17 protein-coding genes are annotated in these 15,569 nt (G+C 62.9%); 11 read left to right on the top strand and 6 right to left on the bottom strand.

All coding sequences use genetic code 11. The features are described from left to right. Nucleotides 1-27 precede the first annotated feature (27 nt). Entirely contained in the window at nucleotides 28-873 is an 846-nt protein-coding gene (locus tag AWB80_RS29735; RefSeq protein ID WP_061178270.1) for a fumarylacetoacetate hydrolase family protein, read from the bottom strand. 175 nt (nucleotides 874-1,048) lie between these two features. Here AWB80_RS29735 and AWB80_RS29730 point away from each other — a divergent pair, with 175 nt between their 5' ends. After that, a complete protein-coding gene (locus AWB80_RS29730; protein WP_061178269.1) occupies nucleotides 1,049-1,735 on the top strand; it encodes a TetR/AcrR family transcriptional regulator in 687 nt (228 codons plus the stop codon). 136 nt (nucleotides 1,736-1,871) lie between these two features. Here AWB80_RS29730 and AWB80_RS29725 read toward each other — a convergent pair whose 3' ends face one another. Further along, complete coding sequence (locus AWB80_RS29725; protein WP_061178268.1) at nucleotides 1,872-2,831, bottom strand: GlxA family transcriptional regulator; 960 nt, start codon at nucleotides 2,829-2,831, stop codon at nucleotides 1,872-1,874. Nucleotides 2,832-2,964: 133 nt separating this feature from the next. Between AWB80_RS29725 and AWB80_RS29720 the strand changes: the two genes are divergently transcribed. Then, nucleotides 2,965-3,939 carry a nitrilase-related carbon-nitrogen hydrolase gene (locus AWB80_RS29720; protein WP_061178267.1) on the top strand — a complete coding sequence of 325 codons (975 nt, stop codon included), beginning with the start codon at nucleotides 2,965-2,967 and terminating at the stop codon, nucleotides 3,937-3,939. A gap of 36 nt (nucleotides 3,940-3,975) precedes the next feature. After that, nucleotides 3,976-4,518, top strand: a complete 543-nt coding sequence (locus AWB80_RS29715; protein WP_061178266.1) for a carbonic anhydrase — start codon at nucleotides 3,976-3,978, stop codon at nucleotides 4,516-4,518. Nucleotides 4,519-4,536: 18 nt separating this feature from the next. On the opposite strand, the gene AWB80_RS29710 is transcribed toward AWB80_RS29715, so the two are convergent. Next, the gene (locus AWB80_RS29710; protein ID WP_341866837.1) at nucleotides 4,537-5,322 is read right to left on the bottom strand and encodes a bestrophin-like domain; all 786 of its coding nucleotides are present in this window, start codon (nucleotides 5,320-5,322) and stop codon (nucleotides 4,537-4,539) included. A gap of 43 nt (nucleotides 5,323-5,365) precedes the next feature. Continuing rightward, on the bottom strand, nucleotides 5,366-6,847 hold the full coding sequence (locus tag AWB80_RS29705) for an MltF family protein (protein WP_087131682.1): 1,482 nt from the start codon (nucleotides 6,845-6,847) through the stop codon (nucleotides 5,366-5,368). A gap of 193 nt (nucleotides 6,848-7,040) precedes the next feature. Between AWB80_RS29705 and AWB80_RS29700 the strand changes: the two genes are divergently transcribed. Further along, the gene (locus AWB80_RS29700; protein ID WP_061178263.1) at nucleotides 7,041-8,369 is read left to right on the top strand and encodes an NAD(P)/FAD-dependent oxidoreductase; all 1,329 of its coding nucleotides are present in this window, start codon (nucleotides 7,041-7,043) and stop codon (nucleotides 8,367-8,369) included. A gap of 13 nt (nucleotides 8,370-8,382) precedes the next feature. Here the strand turns inward: AWB80_RS29700 and AWB80_RS29695 are convergent, their stop codons facing one another. Beyond that, nucleotides 8,383-9,024 (bottom strand): DUF1109 domain-containing protein, encoded by a 642-nt coding sequence (locus AWB80_RS29695; protein WP_061178262.1) that lies wholly within the window; start codon nucleotides 9,022-9,024, stop codon nucleotides 8,383-8,385. Next, nucleotides 9,021-9,569, bottom strand: coding sequence for a sigma-70 family RNA polymerase sigma factor (locus AWB80_RS29690; RefSeq protein ID WP_061178328.1), 549 nt, complete (start codon nucleotides 9,567-9,569; stop codon nucleotides 9,021-9,023). The genes AWB80_RS29695 and AWB80_RS29690 overlap by 4 nt, the downstream gene beginning before the upstream one ends. Nucleotides 9,570-9,863: 294 nt before the next feature. On the opposite strand from AWB80_RS29690, the gene AWB80_RS29685 reads away from it, so the two are divergent. The 7 genes from AWB80_RS29685 (at nucleotide 9,864) to AWB80_RS29655 (ending at nucleotide 15,511) form a co-directional block, all read left to right on the top strand. After that, the gene (locus tag AWB80_RS29685) at nucleotides 9,864-10,502 is read left to right on the top strand and encodes a cytochrome b/b6 domain-containing protein (protein WP_061178261.1); all 639 of its coding nucleotides are present in this window, start codon (nucleotides 9,864-9,866) and stop codon (nucleotides 10,500-10,502) included. A gap of 20 nt (nucleotides 10,503-10,522) precedes the next feature. Next, on the top strand, nucleotides 10,523-11,299 hold the full coding sequence (locus tag AWB80_RS29680; protein ID WP_061178260.1) for a molybdopterin-dependent oxidoreductase: 777 nt from the start codon (nucleotides 10,523-10,525) through the stop codon (nucleotides 11,297-11,299). Nucleotides 11,300-11,365: 66 nt separating this feature from the next. Beyond that, nucleotides 11,366-11,614, top strand: coding sequence for a pentapeptide MXKDX repeat protein (locus AWB80_RS29675; RefSeq protein WP_061178259.1), 249 nt, complete (start codon nucleotides 11,366-11,368; stop codon nucleotides 11,612-11,614). A 165-nt stretch (nucleotides 11,615-11,779) separates the two neighbouring features. After that, nucleotides 11,780-12,064, top strand: a complete 285-nt coding sequence (locus AWB80_RS29670; protein ID WP_061178258.1) for a CopG family ribbon-helix-helix protein — start codon at nucleotides 11,780-11,782, stop codon at nucleotides 12,062-12,064. Beyond that, nucleotides 12,052-12,372: a type II toxin-antitoxin system RelE/ParE family toxin gene (locus AWB80_RS29665; RefSeq protein ID WP_061178257.1), complete on the top strand. Its 321-nt coding sequence runs from the start codon at nucleotides 12,052-12,054 to the stop codon at nucleotides 12,370-12,372. Before AWB80_RS29670 ends, AWB80_RS29665 begins: the two co-directional genes overlap by 13 nt. Nucleotides 12,373-12,447: 75 nt before the next feature. Further along, a complete protein-coding gene (locus AWB80_RS29660) occupies nucleotides 12,448-13,962 on the top strand; it encodes an ATPase domain-containing protein (RefSeq protein WP_061178256.1) in 1,515 nt (504 codons plus the stop codon). Then, complete coding sequence (locus tag AWB80_RS29655) at nucleotides 13,955-15,511, top strand: hybrid sensor histidine kinase/response regulator (RefSeq protein ID WP_208635708.1); 1,557 nt, start codon at nucleotides 13,955-13,957, stop codon at nucleotides 15,509-15,511. The genes AWB80_RS29660 and AWB80_RS29655 overlap by 8 nt, the downstream gene beginning before the upstream one ends. Nucleotides 15,512-15,569: the final 58 nt, after the last annotated feature.

Raw genomic sequence — 15,569 nt, 5'->3', positions numbered from 1 at the left:
TCTGCGGCCGGCTACGCGGGTGAGGAATCAACGCGCTTCGTCGGCGATGACATTACGCAGCGTGCCGATTCTCTCGACCGACACTTCGCACACGTCGCCCGCTTTCATCAGAAGGCGCGGCGTGCGCGCCCAACCGATGCCCGACGGCGTGCCGGACACGATCACATCGCCCGCTTCGAGGGTGATGGCTTCGCTGATGACGCTGATGAGCGTCGCGACGTCGAAGACCATGTCGTCGGTGCTCGCAGACTGAACGACTTCGCCGTTCACGCGCGTCTCCAGCAGCAGGCCTTTCGCGCCGGCGGGCAGTTCGTCGGCGGTGACGAGATCGGGACCGAATGCGCCGGTGCCATCGAAATTCTTGCCGACGGTCCACTGCGGTGTCTTGAACTGATACTCGCGAACGGAGCCATCGTTGAAGAGCGCATAACCCGCGACATGCGAGAGCGCGTCTTCTTTCGCGATGTGACGGCCGCCCTTGCCCAGCACGACCGCGACCTCGCCTTCGTAATCGAGGCCCGCCGAATCGGTGACGCCCGGGCGGATCATCGGCTGCTCGTGCGCGACCAGACTGGTGTTGACGCGCAGGAACAAGGTGGGATAGTCGGGTTGTTCGTACTTGCTTTCCTTGGTGTGGTCGGCGTAGTTCAGACCGACACAAACAATCTTGGGCGGTTTCTGCAGCGGCGGAAGGTACTTCAGGCCGGCGGCAGGCACCTTGTCTTCCGTCGCGTGTGTCTTTGCGTACTCGTCGAGACGAACGCCGCGCGCGAGCAGGGACTCCAGTGTCTCGTCACCGAGGATGCGCACGTGATCTCCGTCACGAACGCCGAGGGTTGCCTTGCCATCCTTTTCGAAACTGACGAACCGCATATCTGCCTCCTGTAGACCCGAAGGCAGAACGCCTCGGGTTGCTTGAGTTTCATATTGACGAATGTGTCAGTTCCAATTCTATGCAAATTGACAATATCGTCAATATGAATCGACTCAGGACAAACCCGCACGCGGCACGCGCTGCTAAAATCAAGCCAGATCAACGGGATAGCCCATGGAAGACACAGAATCGACCGAAAATCACCGAACCCGCGTGGGGGCGCAGCGGCGGGAGAAGACACGCATCCGTCTCATCGAGAGCGCGCTGGGTGTGTTCGCGGAGAAGGGCGCGGATGCCCCGACGATCGACGACTTCATCGCTGCGGCGGGGGTCGCGCGCGGGACGTTCTACAACTACTTCCGCACGACTGCGGAGCTGCTGTCGGCCGTGGCGGGCGAGAGCAGCGATGAAGTGCTCGCGATCCTCGACCCGCTCGTGCGCGCGATCGATGATCCGGCGCAACGGGTCGTCGTCGGTTCGCGGCTCTACATGGGGATGGCGGCGCGCTATCCGCTGTGGGGCGCGTTCATCACGCGGGTGGGCACGAAGCGGGGATCGCGCGGCCGCCTGCTCGACGAGTACCTCACGCGGGATTTGCAACTGGCGCTGGATGCGGGCCGCTTCGACGTGACCGATCTGGTCGTCGCGCGGGATATCGCGCTTGGCTCGATCATGTACGGCATCGAAACGCTTTTATCCGGCGATGCGCCCGCCGATTACGCCGAGCAGTCGATGTTCGCGCTGATGCGTGCCTTTGGCATCGGCGCGAAGGAAGCGCGCAAGCTCGCGTATGCGCCGATTGCCGAACCTCCTGCGCCACGTGGCGCTATCTTCGAGCGAGTCGGTGCGTTGGCGGGTTGATGTGCTCGCGTAGGCGGCGGCTTAGCAGGTTTTCCGACGACCGCCTGAAGCGCACCAAGGCGATTATGCCAAGCAACTTTGCATTGCTAAGAAATTCACGACCCACTCCAACATCATCGTTACCGTCCTGAGTCTGTCATTCGACCGGAACCGCGCCCTCCCGACGCGCATTCCTGCGCAGGACATCCGCAGGCACGCCGTACGTCCTCACGAACGCGCGCCGCATGCGTTCCCTGTCCGCGAAGCCCGTCTCCTGCGCCACCACGTTGATCGTATGCCGGCCTTGTTCGATCATGAATCTGGCGGCTTCCAGCCGAAGCTGTTCGACGGCCTTCGCTGGAGACTGACCCGTTTCCGCCAGAAAGGCTCGGCTGAACTGACGCGGGCTGAGGTTGGCCACATCCGCGAGTTCCTCGATGGTGAGCGGATTGCGCAGGTTGCGCCTTATGTGTCCGAGCACCGACTCGATCCGATCCGACTTCGGCGTCATGTCGAGCAAGGCAGAGTGTTGCTTCTGTCCGCCTAGCCGCCGCTGGTTCATGACGAGCAGCCGCGCAACCAGTTTGGCGGCATCGGGTCCCAGGTCGTTATCGAGCAGAGCCAGCGCGAGATCGATGCCGGCCGTCATGCCCGCCGATGTCCATATCGGTCCGTCATTGATGAAGATCCGGTCTTCCTCCGTGACGACGTCCGGGAAGCGTGCCCTGAACTCGGAAGCGTGAGCCCAATGCATGGTCGCGCGTCGGCCGTTCAGCAGTCCCGCTTCCGCAAGCACGAACGCGCCGCTGCAGATGGAAGCCACACGTCGCGACGCTTTCGCGGCTTCCTTCACGAACGCGATCAAAGCCGGATCGAATGGAGGAATCCTGAGCTCCGTGATTGAACCCACGATGACGGTGTCGAATGCCGGCTCTCCGAATGCTTTCGTTTGCAACGTCATTCCGCTGGAAGATTCGATAAGGCCGCCATGCGGCGACAGCAGATGAATCTCGTAGCACGGGCCTCGTGGCGGCATGTTCGCGAGTTCGAATGCCGTGAGCGCCGCGAGGCTCATAAGCTGGAATCTCTGCGGCACGATGAAGCCGATCTGATGCATACCTTCTCCTGCCAGCCGCGCAAGCCCGTTCCCTCACGCGGCCGATGGCGCAAATGGTGGCAACAACGACCTACATGCTAGTGGCATGCGGAGCTAAGGTACAAGCACTTCTTTTCTGCCAGGAAACGACGACATGTCGAAGATCATCCGCGCCGCAGCCGTTCAGATATCGCCCGTTCTATATAGCCGCGAAGGTACCGTCGAAAAAGTTGTCCGCAAGATTCTGGAGCTCGGACAACAGGGCGTGCAGTTCGCGACCTTCCCCGAAACGGTCGTTCCTTACTACCCGTATTTCTCGTTTCTCGAATCTCCGTTCGCCATGGGGGCCGAGCATTACAAGCTCCTCGAACAGGCCGTGACGGTGCCCTCGGATACGACCGATGCGATCGGTGAAGCGGCGCGTCAGGCCGGCATGGTGGTGTCGATCGGCGTCAACGAACGCGATGGCCGCACGCTCTACAACACGCAATTGCTGTTCGATGCGGATGGCACGCTGGTGCAGCGCCGGCGCAAGCTATCGCCGACTTACCATGAGCGAATGGTCTGGGGAATGGGCGACGGCTCCGGCTTGCGCGCGGTCGATACGGCCGTGGGCCGCGTAGGTCAGCTCGCATGCTGGGAGCACTACAACCCGCTTGCACGCTACGCGCTGATGGCGGACGGGGAGGAAATCCATTCGGCCATGTATCCGGGCTCATTCGCGGGCGATCTCTTCTCGGAGCAGATCTCGGTGAACATTCGTCAGCACGCGCTCGAAGCCGGAGCCTTCGTCGTGAATGCAACGGCCTGGCTGACCGCCGAGCAGCAACAGCAGATTCTGCGGGATACCAACACCACACATATCGGCCCGATTTCAAGCGGCTGTTTCACTGCGATCGTGTCGCCGGACGGGGAGTTCCTGGGCGGCGCGCCCTTGCGTGAGGGCGAGGGCGAAATCATCGCCGATCTCGACTTCTGGCAGATCGACAAGCGCAAACGCATGATGGACTCGCGCGGCCACTACAGCCGCCCCGATGTGCTCGGACTCGTGATCGACCGCGCGCCGAAGACCCATGTCATCGAACGAACGCTGCATGCGCCGGCCGTGAACCTGGAAGTCTCCGCCTGAACCGGGCTACGTGCCCACGAACCTGGAGTGAGTGCAATGGACTTCAACGATGTCATGCTCGAGCGCAACGCGGCGTTCGCCAACAGCGCGTTTTCGGCCGAACTCAAGATGATGCCGTCGACCGGAACGGTGGTCGTCGGCTGCGTCGATCCTCGCGTCGATCCGGCGAACGTGCTCGGCCTGAAGCAAGGCGAAGCGGCGGTGATTCGCAATGTCGGCGGCCGGGTCAACAAGCCGTTGCTCGAAACGCTGGCGATATTGGCCGTCGTCGCGAAAGCCGCCGGACGCCCTGACGGCGCGCGCAATCTCGTGCTGCTACAGCATACCGACTGCGGGATCATCGGCTGTCATGCGCATGCGCCGGCCTTGCTGGCGAACCATCTCGATGTCGAAACCGAGGCGCTCGCCGATCTCGCAATCACCAACCCCTACGAGGCGGTCGCGCTCGACGTTGCCGCGCTCAGGGCGAACCGGAATCTGCCGGACGGTCTGTTCGTTTCGGGGCTGGTGTACGACGTCAAGACGGGACTCGTCAAGACGGTCGTTCCTGCTGCGCCTTTGCGCGGGCCGGCGGATTAGCAGACCAGACGCGCTCGATCAGGGTCGCAAGGACTGCGCCGTGCTGATCAGATTCTGCGGCGCCACGCGGATGATGCCGTTGCGAGGACTGTCGATATCGGCGATGAGCATGAACGATAGCGAGACCACCATCGGCATGATCAGAAGAAAGCGGCGGGTCGCGGTCGCGGTTCGTACGCCATAGCCGACGAGCAGGTTCGCGAACAGGCCGACGACCATCAACAACGCCCATGCGGCGCTCGGGATGCGATTCCTCCATGCAGCCTGCGTATAGCCTTGAGTGTTGATCACATCGTTCATGCCGGCGACGACCAGCGCCGTGAGCGGGTTCGGCAACGCCGCGGCATCGGCCGTGGCCGCCGCCCAGAGTTGCGTCTCCAGTTGCGTGGTGGCGGCGTCGATCTGCGTGAGTCGCTGAGCGTCGTGCACCTGATAGTACTGAATGCGCTGGTCGATATACTTTACGAGCAGCGCGCGCACATTGGCGGCGGCCGGGCCGGGCAAGAGGTCCGCGCGGATGAATTCGGTGCCGATGGCGTTGGCTTCTTCTTCCTCGAAGTTCTTGCGCTGGTCGTATCGTCCGACCGCCATCGACAGACTGAAGCCGATCACCAGCGCGAGCAGCGTGAGCACCGCGGACTGCACGACGCCGAAGTCATCGCGCGCGTCGTCATCGAGTGGTTTGGCTCGACGCAGGACCGATGCGCCGAGCCACGCGGCAAACGACATCATCACGATCGACAAGACAAAGACACTAAACGGATGACTCGCGAGTTGCGCCATGCCTGGTGAAGTTCGGTCCACCGTTTGGCACCATTTGGCACCGTTTGGCGCCGGTCGCTCTCGGTCACTGCATATTCTGTATTGCCTTCGCCTTGCTTGCCTGGGCATCCGCGATCAGCTTGTACGCTGCGTAGTATTTGAAGATGTTGCGCACGTAAGTCGTGGTTTCTATGCCGATCTTCTCGGCCACGACGATCTCCACGTTGTTGAACCACTTGTCGGGATCGAGTCCACGCGCGACGGCTTCCTTGCGCATCTTGGCGATATTCCCGGGTCCGGCGTTGTAGCTCGCAAACGCGAAGAGCGGACGGTCGCTGTCGCTGAAGTGCGCGTCGGAGAAATAACGGGTCATCAATTGATCCATGTATTTCGTACCCGCGTGAATATTCGCCTCGGTGACGGAGATGCTGCCGACCGCCATCTGCTTGCCGGTGGCGGGCATGAGTTGCATGATGCCGATCGCGCCGACGTGACTGCGCGCAGTCTGGTTGAGTTGCGATTCCTGATAACCCTGCGCGGCAAGCATCAGCGGATCGAAGCTGTACTGTTTGCCGTATTTGTCGAACAGGGCGAGGGTCTGCTCGAAGCGCTTGCGTTCCGCGTCGTCGGTGTTGTTGGAGATCTGCTTGATCTGCTTCATGAACTGCGCCTGGCGATAGGCCGCCACGCCCAGCTTCTTCACGTAGCTCACGTAGAAGTCGGTGACCGCCGCCTGCAACTGCGGACTGTCCTTGCGGAACGCCCAGCCGACATAACCCTGGGTACGCACGGCGAGATCGTCGCGCACCTTGATGCGGGGCAGCACCTGCGCCCACATTTTCGCTTTCCAGTCGTCGACGATCACGATATCGAGCACGCCCGCGTTCAGCATCTCGAGCTTGTCTTCGTCTTCGAGCGCATCCGGCAGCAAGGTGATCTGCATCGGGGGCTTGCCCGCTGCACGGAACCGCTCGTTCAGCGACATCAGGCTGTCGTAGTAGCTCGTCGCCTTGCGCACGTCGACCTGCTTGCCCGCGAGATCATCCAGCGTGGCGATCGGTGGCGCCTTCGGGCCCGTGACGACCACCTCGCGCACGGACTGACGGTCGCTCGGCGCCACGAAGTCGACGATCTTCTGCCGTTCGGGCGTCGCGGTCAGATTGCCCGCGGAGATGTCGCCGAGTCCGGCCACCAGGTTCGTCAGAAGTTTGTCGCGGGTCGTCGGAATCAGATAGACCGTGACGGGCCGCTTGTTGAGCCGATCGGCATAGCGCTTGTTGATATAGCGTTCGAAGTCGCGCGCGAGCTCTGCCGACAGGCCGCGCTCGCGGCCCTTATCGTTGAAATACAAGGTCCGGCTGTACGGGACGAGAAACCGGATCGTGCGCCGCTCCAGCATGGCGTCGAAGTCGCCGGTCCATGGCTTGTTCACGAGGTTCAGTTGACGCACTGCAGCGGGCGGTGTGCCCGCGCTCGCCGAGGCGGGCTGCGGCGACGCCGCTTGCGCTCCCTGGAACGCCATCAGGATGCAAACGAGTGAAACGGTGAATCGACGATCTGCTTTCATGACGACGCGTCCCCCGAGTGTTGACGAGTGCCTGGCCTGGCCGACTACTACCCATCATAGGACAGCGATTCCGAGGTTCTATATGTCGATGCAGAACAACAGGATCGTCCTATCAACGAATCGGTGGCAGACGGGAAAATCGAACTGCGGCATACGACCTCCCCAAGAGACAGCAATCCAGCGGCTGTGAACCATGCTCAGGATCGACGAAGTCACGAACAGCGAAGGTTTCCCCGATCGATGCGATGTCGCGGTGATAGGCGGTGGCATCGTCGGCGTGAGCATCGCGTACGAACTGGCGCGGCGCGGTGTATCGGCGGTGCTGCTCGAAAAGGGCGTCATCGGCGGCGAGCAGTCGGGGCGCAACTGGGGCTGGGTGCGTCAGCAGAATCGCGATCTCTACGAGTTGCCGCTCGCCATGCAAAGCCTCGCGCGCTGGAGCGAACTCGGCGATGAACTGGACGAGGACGTCGGCTTTCGCCGTGCGGGCATCCTGTACGGGACCGAGCATCAGTCCGATGTCGCGCAATGGGAATCGTGGCTCGCCCGCGCGCGCGAAGTCGGCTTCAACAGCCAGATCCTGAGCGCGCGCGAACTGGCGGCGCGCATCCCGTCCGGACGCGCGAAGTGGGCCGGTGGCCTGTGGTCCGTCACGGATGGCCGCGCCGAGCCGTCGAAGGCCGCGCCTGCGATTGCGCGCGGCGCGCAAAGACTCGGCGCGAAGGTGTATCAGAACTGCGCGGTACGCGCGCTCGACACGAGCGCCGGCCGCGTCTCCGGCATCTGGACGGAGCGCGGGCGGCTCGCGGCCGAGACGGTCGTCGTCGCGGGCGGTGCCTGGAGCGCATTGTTCTGCCAGCGTCACGGCATCGACCTGCCCGCCATCAACGTGATGGGAACGGCGTTGCGGACCGCCGAAGCGCCGGGCGTCATCGAAGGCTGTTTCGCCGGGCCGAGTTTCGCCTTGAGGCGGCGGCTGGACGGCGGCTACACCATCGCCGTTCCCGGCTACGGCCGCGTGGAACTCGCGCCGCAAAACCTGCGGCATTCGGTGAAGTTCCGCACCATGTTCCGCAGCAAGATCGACAAGAAACTGAAGATTCGCGTCGGCGCGAGTTTCTTTCATGGGCCGGAGGCCAGCGCGAACTGGCGCGACGGCGACATCTCTCCGTTCGAACAGACGCGCGTGCTCGATCCACGGCCGGATAAAGAGTGGCTCCAGCGCGCCCTGCAAAACGTCGCGAGCGTGTTTCCGGAATTGTCGGGCTTGCGGATCGCGCACGCGTGGGCCGGCGCGATCGACACGACGCCGGACCTCATTCCCGTCATATCGAAGGTCGATGCGAAACCGGGACTCGTGATTGCATCGGGCTTCAGCGGGCACGGCTTCGGACTCGGTCCGGGCGTCGGCATGCTCGTGAGCCGGCTGGTGATGGGGGACGCGCCGCAGTGCGACATCGCGCCCTTCAGATTGACCCGCTTCAGCGACGGATCGAAACTGGCCAGCCCGGAAATGATGTGACCCGCGCTTGAGGCTACCAGCGCAGCAGCCGCGGACCCAGCCAGGCCCCGACGAGCGCCGGCAGCGCCATGCCGATCGCATACCACACGCCCCAGAACGCCGGGCTCATCTCAGGGCAATGCAGGCAATAGACGATCGTCGCCGTCGAACTCGCGAGCAATCCGGCGATGGCGCCCGCAAGCCGCAGCCGCGTCGGCGCGAGCGAACGCATCGCCCAGATCGCCGCGGGGAACGTGGGCACCGAAAGCAGCAGGATGTTGAACGGGCAGGTGCGCCACGTCTGCCCGAGCACGAGCGCCCAGCGCGCGGCAGAATCCGTCCCGTCCAGCACCAGCCAGCCGGCGATCCAGACCGCCGCGAAGGGCGCCGCGACGATCGTCCACGAATATCCCACGCGCGCGCCCGGCCTGCCGATCCGCCCGATGGTGACGATCGCGCCCACGGCGATGGCCAGCGGAAACGCGAGCTTCGCCCAGAAGAGACCCGTGCGCGCGACGACGCCGAGATCGTGCCGCACGCCGAACACGATGCTCATCAGAATCAGCGAGCCCGCAGCCCCGAGCAGCAGCGCCTGCACGAACCGGCGCGAAACCGCCGCGCGGTCGACCCGCGTCACCTGATTCGAAAGGAGGGTGATCAGTTCATCGGTCTTCATCGAAGTCCCCGGATTTTGGCGGCGAGTGCCTTGAGACCGCGATGCACGCCCACTTTCACGGCCGATTCCGAAAGGCCCGTGACCCGCGCGGTTTCCGTCACCGAAAGACCTTCGAGTTTCATGTGGATGATGGGCAAGCGTTGTTTGTCCGGCAGATGCTCCAGCAGCTTGCCGACATCGTGGCGCGCCTGAGCGGGCTCGTCGTCGATGGCGGCGAGCAGTTCCTCGTGATCGTCGAGCGGCACGTTCAGCGACTCGCGGCGCGCATGGGCGCGGAAGAAGTCCATCAGCTTGTAGCGGGCGATCGCGTGCAGCCAGGCCGTCAGAGGTTCATCCGCGCGATAGGTGTGACGCGCGTTATGCACCGCCAGCAGGATTTCCTGGACGAGGTCTTCGACGTCATCGGGACGATGCGCGATGCGCTTTCGCAGATAGCCGCGCAAATGCCGCGTGAGCGCCTGCAGGAAACTGCGATATGCGTTCGGGTCGCCATCGAGTCCGCCGACGAACAGCGCTTTCAGCCGGCTTTCCGCATCTTGCGACATGGTTCCTGTGGGTACGGTGTAACGGGCGAGCAGAGCACCGCGCGCCGGATCGAGCGTTTCAGCGTAGCCGAAGCCGTGATGCGCCGCAATAGCGCTGTCCTGATCCATGGTCGTCGTTCGCCTCCTGTCCTGTGTTAGTTCGCGGTTTCGCCGTCGCGCGTTACAGCGCGACCTGTAACTTTTCGCGGGCGGCCACCGAACTGACTCATGACGACGCGGATTCGATGCAACGGCTGTAACCGGCGACGCGTCCGCGACGAATTAACCGGTAACCAACGCTTGAGTCCGACCGACATGAAAACGATGAAAGCACCGCTTGCCGCCGCGCACGAACGCGCACCCCGCGAAGCGCCGATTCACCCGTTCTGGCTGCGCATCACGCACTGGCTCAATGCGTTCGCCGCGCTGATCATGATGTTGTCCGGCTGGCGCATCTACGACGCCTCGCCCGTGTTCCGGCAGATCGTCATTCCGCCGTCGATCACGCTCGGCGGCTGGCTCGGCGGCGCGCTGCAGTGGCACTTCGCCGCGATGTGGCTGCTCGTGTTCAACGGCATCGTCTATGTCGCGCTGAATGTCGCGAGCGGGCGCTTCGCCTCGAAGTTCTTTCCGCTGTCGCCGCGCGCCGTATTGCGCGATCTCATCGCTGCATTGAGCGGCAAGCTTTCGCACGCCGATCTGCGCCAGTACAACGCGGTGCAGAAGCTCGCGTATCTCGCGATCGTCGTCGATCTCTTCGTGCTCGTGCTCTCGGGACTCGCAATCTGGAAGTCGGTGCAGTTTCCGTTGCTGCGCGAACTGATGGGCGGTTACGACAACGCGCGCATCGTGCATTTCTGCGCGATGGCGGTGATGGCGGCGTTCGTCGTCGTGCATGTGGCGATGGTCGCGCTCGTGCCGCGCTCGCTGCTGACGATGCTGCGCGGCCGCTGATGAACTCCGGAACACACGCCATGAAATCCGACGACAAACGAATCATCGCGGTGGATCGCGCCTCCGTTCTGGCGGACGCGCGCCGCGAACTGGAAATGCCTTCGCGGCGCCTCTTCGGCAAGCGCATGCTGACCTTGGGCGGGCTTGCGCTGCTGACGGGCTGCTCGATCACCGACCACGATTCGGTCAACAAGTTTCTCACCGCCGTATCGCGCCTGAACGATCGCGCGCAAGCGCTGCTCTTCGATCCGAAACAGCTCGCGCCCACCTACACCGAGGCACAACTCACCCGGCCGTTTCCCTTCAACGCGTTCTATGGAATCGACGACGTGCCGGAAGTCGACGGCACGGACTATCGCCTGAAGGTGAGCGGCCTCGTGACGGGGCAGCGCGTATGGACGCTGCCGCAGTTGTACGCGCTGCCGCACGCGGAGCAGATCACCCGGCATATCTGCGTCGAAGGCTGGAGCGCGATCGGCCGCTGGGGCGGCACGCCGTTCTCCGAATTCCTGCGGCGCGTGGGCGCGGATACGACGGCGAAGTACGTGGGCTTTCGCTGCGCCGACGACTACTACGAAAGCATCGACATGCCGACGGCGCTGCATCCGCAGACGCTGCTCACGTTCGAATACGACGGCGAGCGCCTGCCAGCGAAATACGGCTATCCGATGAAGCTGCGCATGCCGACCAAGCTCGGCTACAAGAACCCGAAGCATATCGTCGAGATATTCGTCACCAACACGTATCCGGGCGGCTATTGGGTCGACCAGGGATACAACTGGTTCGGCGGCTCCTGAGCCCCGCGCCATCCACCGGTTCCGGATCGTCCGGATGCCATGTCTGACTCACCAAGGAGAAACGCCATGAAACGATTGATGACGGCAGTACTCGCGGCGGCACTGACGATGGGCGCGACGAGCGTCTTCGCGCAGGCGAGCGGCGCGATGTCGAATGACGCGATGTCACACGACACGATGAAAAAGGACAGCATGTCCCACGACAAGATGAGCAAGGGCGCGACGTCGCACGACTCGATGAGCAAGGGCGACAAGATGAAGAAAAACGATGCGATGGGCATGGACCATCCGGCATCGGGCGCGATGTCCCAATAACGCGCGAGGCGACCAGATCCGGGCGCGGGGTCACGCCCGGACCTAAAAAATTCAATAGAATCATAAAGTTATCCAAGTAACGAACATGAGCGAGCCGCTGCTGCTTGCAATCTGCGCGAGTCCGCGTAAGATGTAGCACATCTGTAGCACAATGGGATGTCTACCATGTCGACCACCACGCTTCGCTTGCCACCGGATCTGCGCGACCGTGTCTCCCGGCTCGCCCAGCAGTCCGGCACCACGGCGCACAGTTTCATGCTGGACGCGATCGCGGAGCGTGTCGCGAACGAAGAATTGCGGCAAGCATTTCTCGACGAAGGGAACGCACGGCTCGCGAAGATGCTCCAAACGGGCGAAGGTCTCGACTGGGCCGATATGCGCGACTACCTGCGCGAGCGCGCAGCGGGCGATAATCCGGCGGCACCCCAGGCCAGGCGATGGCGCGCGTAATCCTCGCGCCCGAGATTCGCGAGGACTTCGATCGCATCTTCGAGTTTCTCTTCGAGCACACGCCCGAGCGTGCAGTCGAGCGCATCGAAGAAATCGTGGCCGCGCTCGATATTCTCCAGTCGAGTCCGATGATCGGCCGCACGGTCGAGAACCAGTCGGGCATGCGCGAACTGGTCATTTCGAACGGCGCCCACGGTTATCTGGCGCTGTACCGCTTCATGCCGGAACTGGACGCGGTGTTCGTCGTGGCGATTCGAAGCCAGCGTGAATTGCGCTATCGACGAGAGTCCAACGATCCCGATGCGTGAAATAATCGAAGCTGCAGCCAGACGGTCTGCGGCGCAACTTTCCACGCGTGATCACGAAACCGACCGGAGCGCCCGATGAACGCTGGCAATGACTCGCTTCCTCTCGCACGGACCGGCGTACCGGGGCTCGACGACATCCTCATTGGCGGGCTCACGCAGGGCAATCTCTTTCTTCTCGAAGGCGATCCAGGAACCGGCAAGACCACGATCGCCATCCGTTTTCTCATGGCGGGTGTCGAGGCCGGCGAGCGGGGCCTGTACATCACGCTGTCGGAGACCGAGAAGGAACTGCGGCACGGCGCGGCTTCGCACGGCTGGCAACTCGACAATGGCATCGCCATCTTCGAAGTCGTTCCGCCGGAAAGTCTGATGGAGGCGGATCAGCAGCAGAGCCTGCTGTATTCGTCTGATCTCGAACTGGGTGAAACGACGCGTCTGATCCTCGGCGAATTCGAGCGGATCAAACCGCAGCGCGTCGTGATCGACAGCCTCTCCGAAATCCGCTTGCTGGCGCAAAGTTCGTTGCGCTATCGCCGGCAGATCCTGGCGTTCAAACACTACTTTTCGCGGCACGGCGCGACGGTTCTGCTGCTCGACGATCTGACCTCGGACGCGGCTGACAAGACCGTGCATAGTGTGGCGCACGGCGTCATCAAGCTCGAAGAGTTGTCGCCGGAATACGGCGCCGAGCGGCGCAGACTCAAGGTATCCAAGTATCGCGGGCAGGCTTATCGAGGCGGGTTTCACGACTTCACGATCAAAAAGGGCGGCGTGTCGGTGTTCCCGCGTCTCGTTTCCGGCGAGCATTACACCAAGTTCGCGCGTCACCAGGTGAAGAGCAACGTCGAAGGACTGGATGCGTTGCTGGGCGGCGGCATCGAGCAAGGGTCCAGCACGCTCATCCTCGGGCCGGCGGGTACGGGCAAAAGCCTCTTTGCGCTGCAGTTCATCGTCGCGGCCGTGGCGCGCGGGGAAAAAGCCGCCTTGTTCGTGTTCGACGAAGAACTGGGCCTCCTGTTCGACCGCGTGCGCGGAATGGGCATAGACCTCGAAGCCTTGCGCGATGCCGGCAGTGTGCAGATCGAACAGGTCGACGCGGCGGAGCTGTCGCCCGGCGAGTTCGCGCATCGCGTGCGCGCGCGGGTCGACATGGCGCAGGCGAAGACGATCGTGATCGACAGCCTCAACGGCTATCAGGCGGCGATGCCGCAGGAAAACGCGCTGATCCTGCATGTGCACGAGTTGCTGCAGTATCTGAACCGGCAGGGCGCCAATACGTTTCTTACCGTCGCGCAGCATGGCCTCGTCGGCGACATGAAGGCGCCCGTCGATGTCACTTACCTTGCCGATACCGTCATCCTGCTGCGTTATTTCGAGGCTTTGGGCCGGGTTCGACGCGCGGTTTCCGTCATCAAGAAGCGCACCGGTCGTCACGAAGAAGCCATCCGCGAGTTCCGCATCGGCGATACCGGACTCAAAGTGGGCAAACCATTGACCGAATTTCAAGGCGTATTGCGCGGCGTGCCGACCTTCGTCGGCAATGCAATCCCTTTGCTCACACCGAACGAAGGCGGCGGGAGCGATGTCTGACGTCGACCCGTGTAGGACGCTGATTCTCGCGCCCTCGGGACGCGACGCCAGTATCGCCGCGGCGATGCTCAAGGAAGTCGGCGTCGCATCGCAGGTGTGCCGCGATGTCGGTCATTTGTCGTCGCTGGTGGGGGACGATACGTGCTGTGTGATCGTCACCGAGGAAGCACTCGTCGCTGCTGATCTCAAGACGCTCTCCGAGTGGATCGGCGCGCAGCCGGCCTGGTCGGATCTGCCGTTCATCGTGCTGACGCGGCGCGCAGGTGTGGCGGACCGCGCGCCCGAAGGACGTCTCGCCACGACATTGGGCAACGTGACCTTCATCGAGCGGCCGTTTCACCCGACGACTTTCGCGAGCGTGGTCGGGACCGCCATTCGCGGACGCCAGCGGCAGTACGAAGCGCGCTTGCGCATCGAACAGTTGCACGAAGGCGAAGCGCGCCTCCAGACCGCGCTGACCGCGGGTCATCTGGGGTCGTGGGATCTCGACCTGTCCACCGGGATTCTGACCGCGTCCGCAACCTGCAAGGCCATCTTCGGTCACGCCGCGCATGATGCCTTCACCTACGACACGCTGCTTGCCAGTATTCACCCTGAAGACCGGGATCGAATGCAGGCTGCGGTCAAGGCGAGCCTGGAAACGCGCTGCGACTACACCATCGAATATCGAAACGTCTGGCCGGATCGCAGCGTTCATTGGGTCGACATCCGCGCGAGGTTTCTGTCCGGCGATGGCGTGAAGCCCGACCGCCTGGTCGGTGTCTCGTCGGACATCACGGCGCGCAAAACCGCCGAGGACGGACTTCGGCGTCTCAATGAATCGCTCGAAGCAAAAGTCGCCGAGCGCACCGCCGAACTTCGAAAGACCCATCAAAAGGTCCTCGATGAAATTCGTCAACGGGAACAGACCGAAGAACTGTTGCGGCACATCCAGAAGCTGGAGATGGTGGGACAACTCTCGGGCGGTATCGCGCACGACTTCAACAATTTGCTGATGGCGATCATCGCGAATCTGGAACTGGCGCGTAAAGAAGTGCTGGCGGACTCGCGGATGCTGAGACTGATCGACGGCGCGTTCGGCGGCGCGCAACGCGGCGCGGCGCTCACGCAACGACTGCTGGCCTTTGCACGCCAGCAGGAACTCAAGGTCGAGCCCGTTTTGATGTCGTCGCTGATCGCGGGCATGTCGGATCTGCTCGAACGCTCGATTGGCTCCGCGATCGAACTCGTCATCGAAACCGGTCCCGCGTCGCCGCCCACGATGCTCGACGCCAATCAGGTCGAACTCGCCATTCTCAATCTGGTGGTCAACGCCCGCGATGCGATGCCCGATGGCGGAACGCTCACGATCAGCGTGGACACGGCGCAGTCGTCGGGATCGAAAGAATTGCGCGCGGGAAACTATGTTCGCGTCACGGTGAGCGATACCGGCACGGGCATGGACGCGCCCACGCTCGCGCGGGCGACCGAGCCGTTCTTTACGACCAAGGAGATCGGCAAGGGCACGGGCCTGGGTTTATCGATGATTCATGGGCTGGCGCACAGTTGAACGGCTCTTTGCGGCTCGAAAGCAGCCCCGGATGCGGCACGCGGGCGTCATTATGGTT

The organism is Caballeronia pedi, assembly GCF_001544915.2.
GTDB classification, from domain to species: domain Bacteria; phylum Pseudomonadota; class Gammaproteobacteria; order Burkholderiales; family Burkholderiaceae; genus Caballeronia; species Caballeronia pedi.
This window is presented reverse-complemented; position numbering and strand designations above follow the sequence as displayed.

Coding starts and splice junctions, on each gene's coding strand:
- AWB80_RS29735 (WP_061178270.1), bottom strand. CDS start 873: ATGCGGTTCGTCAGTTTCGAAAAGGATGGCAAGGCAACCCTCGGCGTT.
- AWB80_RS29730 (WP_061178269.1), top strand. CDS start 1,049: ATGGAAGACACAGAATCGACCGAAAATCACCGAACCCGCGTGGGGGCG.
- AWB80_RS29725 (WP_061178268.1), bottom strand. CDS start 2,831: ATGCATCAGATCGGCTTCATCGTGCCGCAGAGATTCCAGCTTATGAGC.
- AWB80_RS29720 (WP_061178267.1), top strand. CDS start 2,965: ATGTCGAAGATCATCCGCGCCGCAGCCGTTCAGATATCGCCCGTTCTA.
- AWB80_RS29715 (WP_061178266.1), top strand. CDS start 3,976: ATGGACTTCAACGATGTCATGCTCGAGCGCAACGCGGCGTTCGCCAAC.
- AWB80_RS29705 (WP_087131682.1), bottom strand. CDS start 6,847: ATGAAAGCAGATCGTCGATTCACCGTTTCACTCGTTTGCATCCTGATG.
- AWB80_RS29700 (WP_061178263.1), top strand. CDS start 7,041: ATGCTCAGGATCGACGAAGTCACGAACAGCGAAGGTTTCCCCGATCGA.
- AWB80_RS29695 (WP_061178262.1), bottom strand. CDS start 9,024: ATGAAGACCGATGAACTGATCACCCTCCTTTCGAATCAGGTGACGCGG.
- AWB80_RS29690 (WP_061178328.1), bottom strand. CDS start 9,569: ATGTCGCAAGATGCGGAAAGCCGGCTGAAAGCGCTGTTCGTCGGCGGA.
- AWB80_RS29685 (WP_061178261.1), top strand. CDS start 9,864: ATGAAAACGATGAAAGCACCGCTTGCCGCCGCGCACGAACGCGCACCC.
- AWB80_RS29680 (WP_061178260.1), top strand. CDS start 10,523: ATGAAATCCGACGACAAACGAATCATCGCGGTGGATCGCGCCTCCGTT.
- AWB80_RS29675 (WP_061178259.1), top strand. CDS start 11,366: ATGAAACGATTGATGACGGCAGTACTCGCGGCGGCACTGACGATGGGC.
- AWB80_RS29670 (WP_061178258.1), top strand. CDS start 11,780: ATGTCGACCACCACGCTTCGCTTGCCACCGGATCTGCGCGACCGTGTC.
- AWB80_RS29665 (WP_061178257.1), top strand. CDS start 12,052: ATGGCGCGCGTAATCCTCGCGCCCGAGATTCGCGAGGACTTCGATCGC.
- AWB80_RS29660 (WP_061178256.1), top strand. CDS start 12,448: ATGAACGCTGGCAATGACTCGCTTCCTCTCGCACGGACCGGCGTACCG.
- AWB80_RS29655 (WP_208635708.1), top strand. CDS start 13,955: ATGTCTGACGTCGACCCGTGTAGGACGCTGATTCTCGCGCCCTCGGGA.